The sequence below is a fragment of the Martinezella lusitana genome, from assembly GCF_900094565.1.
Classification (GTDB): Bacteria; Pseudomonadota; Alphaproteobacteria; order Rhizobiales; family Rhizobiaceae; genus Rhizobium; species Rhizobium lusitanum.
The window spans coordinates 45,823-59,433 of the sequence record NZ_FMAF01000001.1; the positions used below are offsets into that span (position 1 = coordinate 45,823).

14 protein-coding genes are annotated in these 13,611 nt (G+C 59.9%); 11 read left to right on the forward strand and 3 right to left on the reverse strand.

Annotated elements, in window-relative coordinates:
• Nucleotides 1-62: 62 nt before the first annotated feature.
• A complete protein-coding gene (locus tag GA0061101_RS00150; RefSeq protein ID WP_037194426.1) occupies nucleotides 63-491 on the reverse strand; it encodes a CoA-binding protein in 429 nt (142 codons plus the stop codon).
• A gap of 112 nt (nucleotides 492-603) precedes the next feature.
• Between GA0061101_RS00150 and GA0061101_RS00155 the strand changes: the two genes are divergently transcribed.
• From GA0061101_RS00155 to GA0061101_RS00195, 9 genes are all read left to right on the forward strand, one after another.
• A complete protein-coding gene (locus GA0061101_RS00155; RefSeq protein ID WP_092572780.1) occupies nucleotides 604-930 on the forward strand; it encodes a hypothetical protein in 327 nt (108 codons plus the stop codon).
• A gap of 855 nt (nucleotides 931-1,785) precedes the next feature.
• Nucleotides 1,786-2,622, forward strand: coding sequence for an EamA family transporter (locus GA0061101_RS00160; RefSeq protein ID WP_092572781.1), 837 nt, complete (start codon nucleotides 1,786-1,788; stop codon nucleotides 2,620-2,622).
• Between the two features lie 236 nt (nucleotides 2,623-2,858).
• Nucleotides 2,859-3,323 carry a 50S ribosomal protein L13 gene (gene rplM, locus GA0061101_RS00165; protein WP_034507580.1) on the forward strand — a complete coding sequence of 155 codons (465 nt, stop codon included), beginning with the start codon at nucleotides 2,859-2,861 and terminating at the stop codon, nucleotides 3,321-3,323.
• A gap of 2 nt (nucleotides 3,324-3,325) precedes the next feature.
• Nucleotides 3,326-3,793, forward strand: a complete 468-nt coding sequence (gene rpsI, locus GA0061101_RS00170; protein WP_037194169.1) for a 30S ribosomal protein S9 — start codon at nucleotides 3,326-3,328, stop codon at nucleotides 3,791-3,793.
• A gap of 145 nt (nucleotides 3,794-3,938) precedes the next feature.
• On the forward strand, nucleotides 3,939-4,202 hold the full coding sequence (locus GA0061101_RS00175; protein WP_092572782.1) for a hypothetical protein: 264 nt from the start codon (nucleotides 3,939-3,941) through the stop codon (nucleotides 4,200-4,202).
• Between the two features lie 70 nt (nucleotides 4,203-4,272).
• Entirely contained in the window at nucleotides 4,273-4,650 is a 378-nt protein-coding gene (locus GA0061101_RS00180; RefSeq protein WP_047553015.1) for an antibiotic biosynthesis monooxygenase family protein, read from the forward strand.
• Nucleotides 4,631-5,584 (forward strand): agmatinase, encoded by a 954-nt coding sequence (speB, locus tag GA0061101_RS00185; RefSeq protein WP_092572783.1) that lies wholly within the window; start codon nucleotides 4,631-4,633, stop codon nucleotides 5,582-5,584. The genes GA0061101_RS00180 and speB overlap by 20 nt, the downstream gene beginning before the upstream one ends.
• A gap of 137 nt (nucleotides 5,585-5,721) precedes the next feature.
• Nucleotides 5,722-6,654: an N-acetyl-gamma-glutamyl-phosphate reductase gene (gene argC / locus GA0061101_RS00190; protein WP_037194159.1), complete on the forward strand. Its 933-nt coding sequence runs from the start codon at nucleotides 5,722-5,724 to the stop codon at nucleotides 6,652-6,654.
• A 443-nt stretch (nucleotides 6,655-7,097) separates the two neighbouring features.
• Entirely contained in the window at nucleotides 7,098-8,453 is a 1,356-nt protein-coding gene (locus tag GA0061101_RS00195) for a DUF2778 domain-containing protein (RefSeq protein ID WP_092572784.1), read from the forward strand.
• Nucleotides 8,454-8,481: 28 nt separating this feature from the next.
• Here GA0061101_RS00195 and GA0061101_RS00200 read toward each other — a convergent pair whose 3' ends face one another.
• The gene (locus GA0061101_RS00200) at nucleotides 8,482-9,585 is read right to left on the reverse strand and encodes a COX15/CtaA family protein (protein WP_092572785.1); all 1,104 of its coding nucleotides are present in this window, start codon (nucleotides 9,583-9,585) and stop codon (nucleotides 8,482-8,484) included.
• A 113-nt stretch (nucleotides 9,586-9,698) separates the two neighbouring features.
• On the opposite strand from GA0061101_RS00200, the gene GA0061101_RS00205 reads away from it, so the two are divergent.
• Complete coding sequence (locus GA0061101_RS00205; protein ID WP_037194153.1) at nucleotides 9,699-9,908, forward strand: DUF2842 domain-containing protein; 210 nt, start codon at nucleotides 9,699-9,701, stop codon at nucleotides 9,906-9,908.
• A gap of 134 nt (nucleotides 9,909-10,042) precedes the next feature.
• Entirely contained in the window at nucleotides 10,043-11,302 is a 1,260-nt protein-coding gene (locus tag GA0061101_RS00210; RefSeq protein WP_092572786.1) for a GNAT family N-acetyltransferase, read from the forward strand.
• On the opposite strand, the gene GA0061101_RS00215 is transcribed toward GA0061101_RS00210, so the two are convergent.
• Nucleotides 11,303-13,507, reverse strand: a complete 2,205-nt coding sequence (locus GA0061101_RS00215) for a GumC family protein (RefSeq protein WP_092572787.1) — start codon at nucleotides 13,505-13,507, stop codon at nucleotides 11,303-11,305. It lies immediately after the preceding gene.
• Nucleotides 13,508-13,611 lie beyond the last annotated feature (104 nt).

Here is a 13,611-nt window from a genome sequence, read left to right on the forward strand (position 1 = left end):
CCCGCCTTCAGCCGGATCGCGCGATAAACGGCCACATGCCCTCAACTGCGCTTCCCGTCCGGTCAGGCAACCAGACGCGGATATTCGATGGCCGGGCAGCGGTCCATGACGACCCTGACGCCCGCGGCCTCGGCTCTAGCCGCCGCCGCGTCATCGCGCACGCCGAGCTGGCCCCAGATGACAGGCGGCCTTGGCTCAATCATGATGGTCTCCTCGACCACCGCGCGCAGATATTCGGGCGCCCGGAAAACATCGACCATGTCCACCGGCTCGGGAATATCGGACAGATGCGCATAGACCCACTGCCCGAGGATTTCCTTGCCGGCTTGCCCGGGGTTGACCGGAATGACACGATAACCCCTGTTCAGCAGATAGGCCATGACGCCATTGCTCGGCCGCGCCGGATTGGGCGAAGCGCCGACGAGCGCGATGGTCCTTACGGAAAGAAGGATGTCAGCAATATAGGAATCATCATAATTATTGTGGTTCATCACCAAGCCTCCCAACTCGATCACACTTGCGTTTTCGCCACAGATATAGAAACCGCGGCGGCAGTTTCCACGTATATATTACATTATAACAACTTCAGGGAGGATTAACCCGATGAAAAAGATCGTACTCCTGGGCCTGCTGATCACATCGGCAGCCTCGCCGGCGATGGCGATTTCGCGATATAACTCCATGTCCATGACCTGCGCCGAAGCCAGGGCGACCATCAGTCGCGAGCGCGCGGTGATCATGCGCTATCCGGCCAAAAGAACACCCAACATGACGCTTTACGATCGCTACGTCATCAACAGCGATGCGTGCGACCTCGGCTACTATGCCTATCAGGATTATCTGCCGACGAAGGATCGCGCCTCCTGCCCTGTCTATACGTGTCGGCCGACCACTGATCTCGATGACGATGAATTGATTTTCCGGCGCTGATCATAATCAGCCAGGGCTGGTGATTGAATACAACCGTTTTCGATCACACAGATGGGCACGACCCTTGATTGTCTTAAGTGTAGCGCGCTGCCGCCATGGCAGTCTGCGACAGCGCATTGATGCGCCTCAATTGGGAGTGCGTTCCAAAGCGCTTTCACCCGCTTTACCCCGGTCAACTCCAGCACGTTCTCATGAAATACAACTTCTGTTCACTATTCATTCATATTCAATTAGTAAAGTCTTATAAAAGAAGACCGAAAATGAGAACCGATTGCGAACACGCAATATATGCAAATTCATTAATTTTCCACAGAATATTTTTTGGTTCTTCGCCGACCTATACCGCAGGAAACATTGCATCAGGAGTTTTATACCTGAAACTATAACCCGCTTTTTCAAAGATTTATACCGTTGCCAACGCCAATCTCTGTAATATTCTTCGATATCTGCAATTTTATCCACAATATTTTGCGTTGCAGCAGGATCGGTCAGCGTTAGCGGCCGCTCCATCGGGGCATGGCTGCACCAAAAGATTGTGTAGTTATTTTTTTCAACGATGCAATGTGATGTCTCTTCGAGTAAGGCTGGCCTAATTCTACCCTTGCGTTCATATGGCATGCGATACTTGTTCGCGCTTCATACTCCAATAAATTATTAATATATAATTTTATAGGCATGCGTCGGAACATACGGCGAACCCATTTACTGACCTCGACAACCCTGCATCTAAACGGGCGGCGGCATGTTTGCGACTAGAACATCCCGTTGCTTTTTGTCGTATTACGGGTCAAATGGCAGTCACTTTCCCACAAAACATCAAGCTTTTGTTGGCCAGCGTTCATTTCAGAGGTTCCTGTGTCTTTCGACGTCATCGCTCTTGTCCTTTTCGGTGCCTTACTGCACGCGACATGGAATGCGATTATCAAGGCGGGAACCGATAAGTCGCTGGATGCCGCACTGGTTTCGGCTGGTGGCGCGGTTGCGGCTCTGCCCCTGCTGCCGTTCCTGCCGCTACCGGCCTCCGCGGCCTGGCCGTTCATCGGCGCTTCGGCGATCCTCCAGTTCGCTTATTTCCAGCTTGTTGCGGCGGCCTACCGCGCCGGCGACATCGGCCTCGTCTATCCGCTGATGCGGGGTGTCGCGCCGTTGATCATCGTTTCCACAAGCAGCTTCATTCTCAAGGAGACGCTTTCGGGTGGCGCCCTGATCGGCACGATGACCATCTGCGCCGGGGTATTGACGCTTGCCTTCGAGGCACGAAAAGGCAGCCGCCGCGCGATCCTGCTGGCGCTTGCCAACGCCGCTGTCATCGCGACCTATACCTATGTCGACGGCATCGGCGCGCGGATATCCGGCAATTCCATATCCTATACGCTGTGGATGTCGCTCCTGCCGCCGGTCCTTCTGTTTGCATGGGCAATCTCGCAGCGCGGCGTCAATGCCGTCGCCGCCCACATCCGCTACAATTGGTGGCGCGGGCTTGTCGGCGGCGGCGGTTCGATCATCTCGTACGGGCTTGCCTTATGGGCGATGACCAAGGCTCCGGTCGCCATGGTTGCCGCCCTGCGCGAGACGTCGATCCTCTTCGCGCTGGTCATCTCCGTCGTCGTTTTGAAGGAGCGCTCGAGCATCTGGCGTTACGTCGCTGGCGCGATTATCGCCGCCGGCGTCCTGGTTTTGCGGCTGGGCTGACGCTCTCTGTGTGTGGTATAATTATACCGTATATGTAACTAATTGATTTCACTTACTTATTTTTGCAGTCGCCAAATTTCGATATGTTGACGTTGGCATCAGTTCGCTTTATAAGCCGCCACAGATCGCAGCCTTTCCGGGCTGCTTTCTTTTTGGCGTGCGTTTACACGCCAAATCAAGCAACAAGAAACGCCCTGACGCCTTCGGGTCCGGGGTCCTAAAAGAGAGTATTCGACATGGCAACCTTCTCCCAGAAGCCTGCAGAGGTGGAGAAGAAGTGGATTCTCATCGACGCCGAAGGGCTCGTCGTTGGTCGTCTCGCTTCTATCATCGCAATGCGTCTGCGTGGCAAGCATAAGGCTACCTTCACGCCGCACGTCGACGACGGCGACAACGTCATCGTCATCAATGCCGACAAGATCGTTTTCACCGGCAAGAAGTACGAAGACAAGGTTTACTACTGGCACACCGGTTATGCCGGCGGCATCAAGGAGCGTACGGCTCGTCAGATCATCGAAGGCCGCTTCCCGGAGCGCGTCGTCGAAAAGGCTGTCGAGCGCATGGTTCCCCGCGGCCCGCTCGGCCGTCGCCAGATGAAGAACCTGCGCGTCTACGCCGGCTCGAACCATCCCCATGAAGCCCAGCAGCCAGTCGTTCTCGACGTGGCCAAACTCAACAAGAAGAACGTAAGGAGCGCCTGATAATGGCTGATCTCTCTTCCCTGAAGGATCTCGGCACGGTATCGGAAGCAGCTGCTCCCGTTCACGTCCGCAAGGTTGACTCGCTCGGTCGCTCCTACGCGACCGGCAAGCGCAAGGACGCTGTCGCTCGTGTATGGCTCAAGGCCGGCTCGGGCAAGATCATCGTCAACGGCAAGGACTACACGGCCTATTTCGCCCGTCCGGTTCTGCAGATGATCCTGCGCCAGCCGATCTTCGCCGCTGCTCGTGACGGCCAGTTCGACATCATCGCAACCGTTGCCGGCGGTGGTCTCTCCGGCCAGGCCGGCGCCGTTCGTCACGGCCTGTCCAAGGCGCTGACCTACTTCGAACCCGGCCTGCGCCCGGTCCTGAAGAAGGGCGGCTTCCTGACCCGCGACAGCCGCGTCGTCGAACGCAAGAAGTACGGCCGTGCGAAGGCACGTCGTTCGTTCCAGTTCTCCAAGCGTTAATCGCTTACCCGAGATCGGAATTTGGAAAGGCTGGGTGCGAACCCGGCCTTTTTGTTTTTACACGTGCACGGCAAAAGTGCATATCTGTCGAGGCAAGTCATGCCTCCGATGGCAGACACGGGCCTTCTTCATGAGGAGTGCACACATGCTCAGATTCGCTTTGCCCATCTTGTTCGCGTTTGCCGGCATATCGCCAGCCCTTTGCGACGATGCCGGACAGGCACCGCCGTCAGACAAGGCGGCGGAGATGCAGAGCATGAAGGACTTTCTTCAGGCAAACTCCGATTGCCGCGAGTTCACCGATAGCTGTTCCTACTGCGTTGTGACCGATGGTCGCGCCGATTGCTCCACACCGCAAATCGCCTGCGTGAAAAAGGAATATCAATGCACGGCCAGATCGGGCAAATAGGCGTTCGAGGCCCGCTCCCTCACGATTCACACCGAAGCTCGCGAATCCCGTTCGCCCCAAGAGGCACGCCATGAGCACAGACAGACCATCGCATTTCGCGGATACGCCGCAGCCGCCCTATTACATCGTTTCCTTTTCCTCCATCCGCACGCCGGGAGACAACGGCTATGGAGCCATGGGCGAACGCATGGAGACGCTCGCACTGGCGCAGGACGGCTGTCTCGGGCTCGAGAGCGCGCGGGGCGCCGACGGCTTCGGCATCACCATCTCCTTCTGGCGGGACGAGAAAAGCATTCTTGCCTGGAAGAATGTCGTGTCGCATCTGGCAGCGCAGAAGCTCGGGCGCGAGCGCTGGTACGAGCAATATAAGGTTCGCATAGCGCGGGTAGAACGGGCCTATGATTTCCATGCGAGCAAAGGAGACGCCCTTGCCGAGCACGTCGATTGACCATGCCTTTACCGCGACAAACCTGACCTCGGCCGCCAGCGACCCGACCTTTGCCGGCGCGCTATCCTTCATGCGCCGCCGCTTTACAAAATCGCTCGAAGAGGTCGATGCCGTGGTCTGGGGCATACCCTTCGATGCCGCGACCTCCAACCGGCCGGGAACGCGCTTCGGGCCGCAGGCGATCCGCCGCGCCTCGGCCATCTTCGACAATGACCCGCAATATCCCTTCAATCGCGATCTCTTTGCCGAGATGTCCGTCATCGACTACGGCGACTGCCTGCTCGATTACGGCAATCATCAGGAAACACCCGCCGCAATCGAGCGGCAGGCCACGGCGATCCTCGACAGCGGCGCTTTCATGCTGACGCTGGGCGGCGACCATTTCATCACGTGGCCACTGCTGAAAGCGCATGCAGCCAAGCATGGTCCCCTAGCCCTTGTGCAGTTCGATGCGCATCAGGACACATGGTTCGATGACGGCCGACGGCTCGACCATGGTTCCTTCGTCGCCCGCGCTGTCCGCGATGGCCTGATCGATCCTGATCGCTCCATCCAGATCGGCATACGCACGCATGCGCCTGATGATTTCGGCATCCAGATTCTCTACGGCCATCAGGTGGAAGACATGAGCGCCGCCGATATCGCCTCGACGATCATCTCCCACACCAACGGCGCACCCGCCTATCTGACCTTCGATATCGATTGCCTCGACCCCGCCTATGCGCCGGGTACGGGAACGCCGGTAGCCGGTGGCCCCTCCAGTGCGAAGATCCTCTCGACGCTTCAACGCCTGGATCAGCTCGACATCAGAGGCGCGGATGTCGTCGAGGTGTCGCCTGCCTACGACCATGCCGATATCACCGCCATTGCAGGGGCAACAGTAGCGATGTATATGCTCGGTCTCCACGCTGAAAGGCGTGCGGCTGGACGTTAGGGCATGATCCCGAAAAGTGTGAAACGGTTTTCGGATAAGATCATGACCAGACAATTGCAGCCGTTATCATTTTGAATCAACTCCATGGCAAACTGAGTCCGGAAATACTCTGAACCTATTGAAAGAGCAGGAATAAGATGGCACCGAAGATCTTCATCGATGGCGAACACGGAACCACGGGCTTGCAGATCCGCACGCGCATGGCCGACCGCCGTGATGTCGAACTCCTGTCCATTCCTGAAGCCGAACGGCGCAATCCCGCCATGCGCGAGGACATGCTGAACAGCGCCGATATCGCCATTCTCTGCCTGCCCGACGATGCGTCGAAGGAAGCGGTGAAAATGGTCGCGGCCAACAACAATGTCCGCGTCATCGACACGTCCACCGCCTTCCGTATCCATCCGGATTGGGCCTATGGCTTTGCCGAGATGGACAGCAATCAGGGCAATAAGATCAGGGCTGCGCGTTTCGTCGCCAATCCGGGCTGCTATCCCACAGGCGCGATCGGTCTCATCCGTCCGCTGCGCGCCGCCGGCATCATTCCGGCGGACTATCCTGTGACGGTCAATGCCGTTTCCGGCTATACCGGTGGCGGCAAGCAGATGATCGCCCAGATGGAAAACCCCGATCATCCGGATGCGATCAGCGCTCCGCACTTCCTTTACGGCCTGTCGCTGACCCACAAGCACGTGCCTGAGATGACGACGCATGGCCTGCTCGACCGTGCACCGATCTTCTCGCCATCCGTCGGCCGCTTCCCGCAGGGTATGATCGTGCAGGTGCCGCTGTATCTCGGCGATCTGGCTGAAGGTGCTACACTGGAAAGCATTCACGCCGCACTCTCAGCCCATTATGCCGGCCAGGATATCGTTCAGGTCGTCCCGCTCGACGAGAGCCGTGCCCTGCCGCGCGTCAACGCTGTTGAACTGGCGGGCAAGGACACAATGAAGCTCTTCGTGTTCGGTACGCCGGGCGCCGGCCAGGTCAATCTGGTGGCGCTGCTCGACAATCTCGGCAAGGGTGCGTCGGGTGCTGCGGTACAGAATATGGATCTGATGCTGAGCGCCTGAGGCGCCGAACGCCGGCCTACAAGCGGACACTCCATGCACCCGGCCCGATCATCCCGTCGAGGATAGATCAGGCCGGGCTCCTTCGTGTCACGCAGAGATCCCCCGTCAATTCGACAGTCTCCAAGCGCCTGCGGCCACAATTCCGCCTTGTCGCTAAATTAGCAGCCTCTACACAAAAAAGTGATCGGCTGTGATGCGGCGCGACCAATTGTCGGCCGGATTCATTCCTTAACCGCTTCGCTGGCCCGGATGACTGGGCCGTCGAAGACACCGCTATTTTCAATCAATATTCAAGAATGAACCAGCGTAAAGGAATTGGTTACCATAATTCGGCATGCTTCCAGACAGTCGGCAGTGTGGTGGTCGTGATGCGGGTTCCGCGTCGAGACGCGTGTGCATCTGTGAGCCGGCATGGTGTCTGTGTAGTTTGGATAACGAGTATCATGGCGTTTGTGACCGATGGCTTCGGTAGCTTCAATTCGCGTTTCGGCTACGCCTCGCGACAGAAAAAATCCTTCAGCATCCGCCCCGGCACATTGGCCACCGGCGTCGCCGTGGTGGCCTTCGCCTGGGTCGCCGCCACGCTGATCACCACGCAATCGATGGTGCTGTCCCTCCCCGGTGCGACCAGCACAGCCAATGATTTTCTGACGCCGCGGGCATCCGCCTTCATCGTGCCGCAAGGCCACATGGCGCACCCTGCCCGCCTCTCCAGCCAGGTCGCATCGCTGAACGAGCGGAGCCGCTTCGGCAGCGCGCCGGCGAACGCACCGGTGGGCGGGGCAACCCATGCGCTGACGAAGGATGACGCAGTTCAGGCGAAGACCGCCAATCGGGACGCCGTGCGCTTGCAGCTGGCGAACGCTCTGGCGCAACAGACATCCGAGATCAAGCTGGCTCAAAGCGAGGCAGCGAGCATCAAGAGCGGCCGTGTCGAAGTGGCAGCCTCGCCGGAAGCAATCGACCATCTGCGCAAGGTGATCGCGGTCAACTTTGCCGCCGCGGTCCAATCACTGGCCCAAGTAAAATACGCCGCCGCCTCCATACCGGCGGTGGGTCCGGCAAACTCCGTTCCGGAGCCGGTCGCCGTTGCGTCGGCAGCCCCCGTTGCAAACCTGCCTGCAATTGCCGAAGCGACACCGCTGCCGGCCAAGGACGCCGATATCGCAATGGCGGAAGCTGTGCTGAGCGTGGTGCCGATGGCCCGTCCCGACCGCGAGCCGGAGGTACAGCGCACCAATATCCCAGCGTCAGCCGCCATCGCCAGGGCAACCATCAAGGATACCCCCGCGCAGCCACCGGCGCGTCTCATGGCTTATGCGAATCCGGACGACAGCTCCGTGCGCAAGACGAAGCCATTCCTCAATCCCTTTGCCGCCATCAGCCCGGGCGAAGGTACGGCCATCTACGACATCGAGGCGAAGACCGTCTATCTGCCGAGCGGCGAGCGTCTGGAAGCCCATTCCGGCCTCGGCTACATGCGTGACAATCCGCGTTATGTCGACCGCAAAAATACCGGCCCGACGCCGCCTGAGACTTATAAGCTGACGTACAGGGAAAGCCCGTTCCATGGCGTACAGGCGCTGCGCCTAACACCCACAGGCGGCTCCCGCGTCTATGGCCGCGACGGCTTGCTGGCTCATACGTACATGCTCAGAGGAGGCCGAGCAGAATCGAATGGCTGCGTGGTCTTTAAGGATTACAATCGCTTCCTCGCCGCCTTCAAGCGCGGTGAAATCAAGCACTTGAAAGTCGTGTCGCGGATGTCGTCGGCGGCAAGTGTCGCCTCAGCACGCTAAGAAGGATTGAATTGAGGCGCGATGCGCCTCAATCTCCCACGACGATCGACGTCTGGCGCGGCAATTCGCCAAAAAAGCCCCGCCAATTGGCGATCGCGAAACCAAAGACGATCAAAGCACCCGCCTGATGCGCCAATGCCAGGTGTAGCGGCACCTGCAGCAGCAGCGTGGTGATGCCGAGTATCGCCTGAATCAGCACAAGCAGGAACAGGACGACCGAGCGGCGTGCATGTGTCGTCTGCGGCGCTGCGCCCAGCGAAATGATCATGTTGATGGCGACGATGATGAACAGCGCATAGGCGCCGAGGCGATGGACGAACTGCACCGTCTTCGGATTTTCGAAGAAATTGATCCAGCCCGGCGACTGTACGAGCAATCCATCCGGGATTATGGCGCCGTCCATGAGCGGCCAGGTGTTGTAACTCAGGCCGGCATCCAACCCGGCGACGAGAGCGCCGAGATAGATCTGAAATAGCGCCATAATGGCAATGAGGCCCGCCAGCTTCGCCGAATAGCGGGTCGGCGCCGGTTCGTTCGAATGCGGCGACAGCGCGCGCATGAACCACATGCAGGCGGCAAAGATCAGACAGGCGGTGACGAGATGGATGGCGAGGCGATACTGGCTGACGTCCGTGCGCGCCTCCAGGCCCGATGACACCATCCACCAGCCAATCGCGCCCTGCAGGCCTCCGAGCAGAAAGATACCGGCAAGCGGCAGCCAAAGCTTGCGTTCGACACGGCCGGTCAGGACGAAGAACAGCAGGGGTAGGCCGAAGATGATGCCGATGGCGCGCGCGAGCAGGCGGTGTGCCCATTCCCACCAGAAAATACCCTTGAACTCGCCGACCGTCATGTCCTTGTTCAGGAGCTGGAATTGCGGAATGCGCTTGTAGAGGTCGAATTCCTCCTGCCATTCCTGGGCATTGAGAGGCGGGATGACGCCGTGGATCGGCTGCCACTGGGTGATCGACAGGCCGGAATTGGTCAGGCGCGTCGCACCGCCCACCAGCACCAGGCCGAAGAGAACCAGCAGCACACAGGCAAGCCAGAGGCGGATGGCGCGGCGATTGCGGTCCTGGCGGACCACTTCCTTCAGTATAGCCTGTTCCGACGTGAAATTAGTGGCAGCCATGACGTCTCCCTTCGATCAGGCTGTTGATTTGCCCGATAGGGGCGTGCAAAACAAGTCCCGGGAGTTTGCGGCATGCCGTCGCGGCATGTCGTCGTAAGAGGAGAGACCACCCCGTGCCCCTTCGCCTGCGCAAATTCATAGGCATGATCCTGCTTGTGCTGTTGGTTGCAATCTATGCGATCGTTGCCATGATCGTTGCAGTGCGCACGCTCGGAGATCAACCCGGCTGGGTCCATTTCCTCTACTTCCTGTTCAGCGGCATCATCTGGGTGCTGCCGGCCATGGGGATCATCAAATGGATGGCCGGGCCGCGTCCGCAATAGCCGCTGCGCTGGGCAATTTACGCAAGGCTAACCCTGATCCACGGGATATGCGCGCGGATCGTCCCATCTTAAGCCAAAAATAAGCCGCGACCCGCAAGACTGCGTTCGAACGCCGCCAGAGCGGAGAGGATCGGATGCAGACGCAAGAACGGGATATCGCCGTCACGGCCGTTGCCTTGGCAACGGGCGAGCGGAGCATGCCCGTTACAGCGCAGCCGGCTATGGGCGGCGGCTTCCGCATCGACGTCTTCGACAGCATGGCCGCGCTTGAGGCCGAATGGCGCGCGCTGGAACGAGACGACCTGGCTTCGCTGCACCAGAGCTATGATTGGTGCTCGGCCTGGGTGGAGACCTTTCGGCATCCGCTGGCTATCGTTCGCGGCTCGCTTGGAGATCATACCGCCTTCATCCTGCCGCTGGAGATCATCCGCGAACGCGGCGTGCGCCGAGCCGAATTCATCGGCACGCGCCATAGCAACATCAACACCGGCCTGTTCTCCGCCGAATTTCTGCAGGGCGCCGCCGAGGGCCTGACGTCCGCGCAGACGACGGCAGTCGCAGAAGCCCTGCGCGGCAAGGCGGATATCGTCATCCTGCGCAACGTGCCGCTCGACTGGCGCGGCCGCAGAAGCCCGCTTGCCTCGCTACCCGCCGTGGAAAACCAGAACCACGCCTTCCAACTGCCTTTCCTCGGCAGTTTCGAGGCGAGCCTGAAACAGGTGAACGCCAAGCGCCGCCGCAAGAAGTTCAAGCACCAGAGCCGTCTCCTCGATGCCAAGGGCGGCTATGACTATGTGAACGCCGCGCCCGATCAGCAGGACGGGCTGCTCGACCTGTTCTTCGAGCAGAAGGCGACCCGCTTCCGGGAAGCCGGCTTGCCCGACGTCTTTGCCCATGCGCCGACGCAAGCCGCTCTGCGCCGGCTGCTGCGTCATGGGAATGATGGCGTCGATGCCACGCTGCAGATGCATGCCCTCCGGCTCAAGGGCGAACATGAGGGGCACATTGCGGCGGTCGCGGCCCTGTCTCGCAAGGGCGATCACGTCGTCTGCCAGTTTGCCTCGATCGACGAGGCGCTGGTTGCCGAGGCGAGCCCCGGCGAGTTGCTGTTCTGGTTGATGATCGAGCGTCTGCATCGCGAGGGCGTCGCCCTCTTCGATTTCGGCATCGGCGACCAGAACTACAAGCGCTCCTGGTGTCCGATGGAGACCACGCAGCATGATCTGTTCCTGCCGATATCCGGCATCGGCCATGTAGCGGCTCTGGCAGAACGAAGCATCACGCGCGCCAAGGCCGCCATCAAGTCCAACCGGCAGCTCTATACCTTCATCCAGCGGTTGCGGGCCCGGCGGGGCGCGGGTCCGGCTGTGGCCGACGAGAACGACAGGAATTGATCACGCCGCGTCGCGCCGCGTATCCGGATCGAGCTCCTCGCGCCATCCGGACATCAGGATGATGTGCTCATAGCCGGCCTTCTGGAATTCCGCCATCGCTGCAATGAATTGGCCTTCGTCGGGCACCGGCATGGAGAGAATGATCTCCGTATCCTTGCTGCGCGTCAGTCGCGCGACGCCGGAAACATCGGCTGCGCCGCATTCGACAAGAACGATGTCATAGGCCGAACCGAGCGCATCAAGGATCAGCGACAGCCGGTCGGCGCCGCGCATCGCACGACCGAGATCGCTCATGCCCTGCGGCACGAGATGGGCGTCGGAGAGCCGATCGGGGTGGATCGTATCCGCAAAGGCGGCCTCGCCGCACAGCAGGTCGGTCACGCCTGAAAGTTCGTCGTGCTCGGCCATGAGCCGGGAGGGGCAACCCGTTCCTGTCATGTCGACCAGCACGATACGGCTTCCGGCATCCGCAATCGTCCGTGCCAGCATCACCGTCGCGGTGGATCCGCTGTCACCGTTCGGGGATATGGCAATCGCCAGCCTGGAGCCGTTGACGATCAGATAGTCGGCGACGGACTGGATGGAGAAATCCTCCTCGTCTTCCGCTTCCTGAGCCGCCTGCTTCGGCTTGAGCTCCGGATCGACTGCCGCCGCCATCTCCTGCGCCAGGGTTTCGTCTGCCGGAACCGAGAGCATGCTTGCCGGCACATCGGCGCGCTTCACCATGGCCAGCGCCGGCGCCGTCTGGATATCAGACTGAGGACGAGCGGGCATTTCCGGCGAAGCCTTCTCGTCGCGACCGACGGGCCGCAATGCGCGACCGCTGAACAGTTCCGCCAGCATGATGACGATGGCGGTCAGGATGAAGGTCGCCAATGCTGATACCACGACGATCGGGCCGACCTTCGGGAAATATGGATCGACCGGCTCGACCGCCTTCGAAACCACGCGGGCATCGGCCGGGCTCGAATTCTTGTCCACGCGGGAAGCAGCCTCGCGATAGCGGGCGAGATAGGTTTCCAGCAATTGCCGCTCCGCCGCGGCCTCGCGCTCCAGTGCATTGAGGCCGACCTCGTCTTCCCCTGCCCTGGCGCTATCGGCCTTCAGCGTGTTCGATTGCGCCAGCAGTTGCTGCTCGCGCAGCTGTGCCACCTTGGCTTCGTTTTCGATGCTGGCCAGAATCCTCTGGGTCTCGCGATTGATCTGCTGGCGGATGTCGACGAGCTGCGCCCGCAGGCTCCTCAGCCTGGGATGGCCATCCATCAGCGTCGTGGACAGATCCGAGATCTGCGATTCCAGGTTGGACTCCGTCGCTTTCAGCCGCTGGATTGCCTGCGAACCGGCGACATCGGCAAGCGTGTCGGTCGAGCGGCCGCTGGCGAGCGCGTTGCGCACCGCCTGAGCCCGCGCTTCGGCATTGGCCTTATCGCCGCGCACCTGCGCCAGCTGGCCTGAGATATCGCCAAGCTGCTGCGTTGCGAAATTGCCGTTCTGGCTCGTTTGAAGAAGCCCGTTGGCCGAGCGGTAGTCGGCGACCTTCTTTTCGGCCTCGCTGACCTTCTCGCGCAGACTGTTGATCTCCGGTTCCAGCCAGCGCGTCGCCTCGCTATTGGAATCGAGCTTGGCGCCGCTCTGCATCGAGAGATAGACCTGCGCCATAGCGTTCGGCACGCTGGCGGCAAGATCCGGATCGCGGGAGGTGAAGCTTATGCCGATCACGCGCGAACTGTTGATCTGGTAGACCTGCAGCCGGCTGGTGAAGGCATCCAGCATCCGCTCTTCCGGCGCCTTGTCGAGGGCACCGCGCTTCAGATGCAGCATGACGAAAATATCGGAAAGTGCTGAGCCCTTGTTGGCTGCGGCGAATTCCGGGTGCTCGGGGAGCTTGAGATTGGTAATGACCTGCTTGATCAGATCCGCCGACTGCAGGATCTGGACCTGGCTGGCGATGTTAAGCTCGTCGAGCAGAGGCGCCGATCCAGCGTCGTTGCCGGTCGTCGTCGTTGCAAAGGCCGGTGCACGCTGCTCGATCAGAATACGGGTCTCGCTGCGATATTCCGGCGAAACCACCTTGGCGAGGACAAATGCCAGACAGGCGCCTGCCAGCGTAATGACAATGACCCGCAATCGCCGCCGCCATACGGCGCGAAAGAGCTGCGCGAGATCGATGTCCACATCCTGCTGGGTGTTGTTGACACCGGACATATACAAGAACTCCATAATATAAAGCCGAAATTAATCGTAAACGACTATGGTAACCCAAGCGTTAATAGTATTTCGCATGCATCGCTTTCGATATGCCTAATATT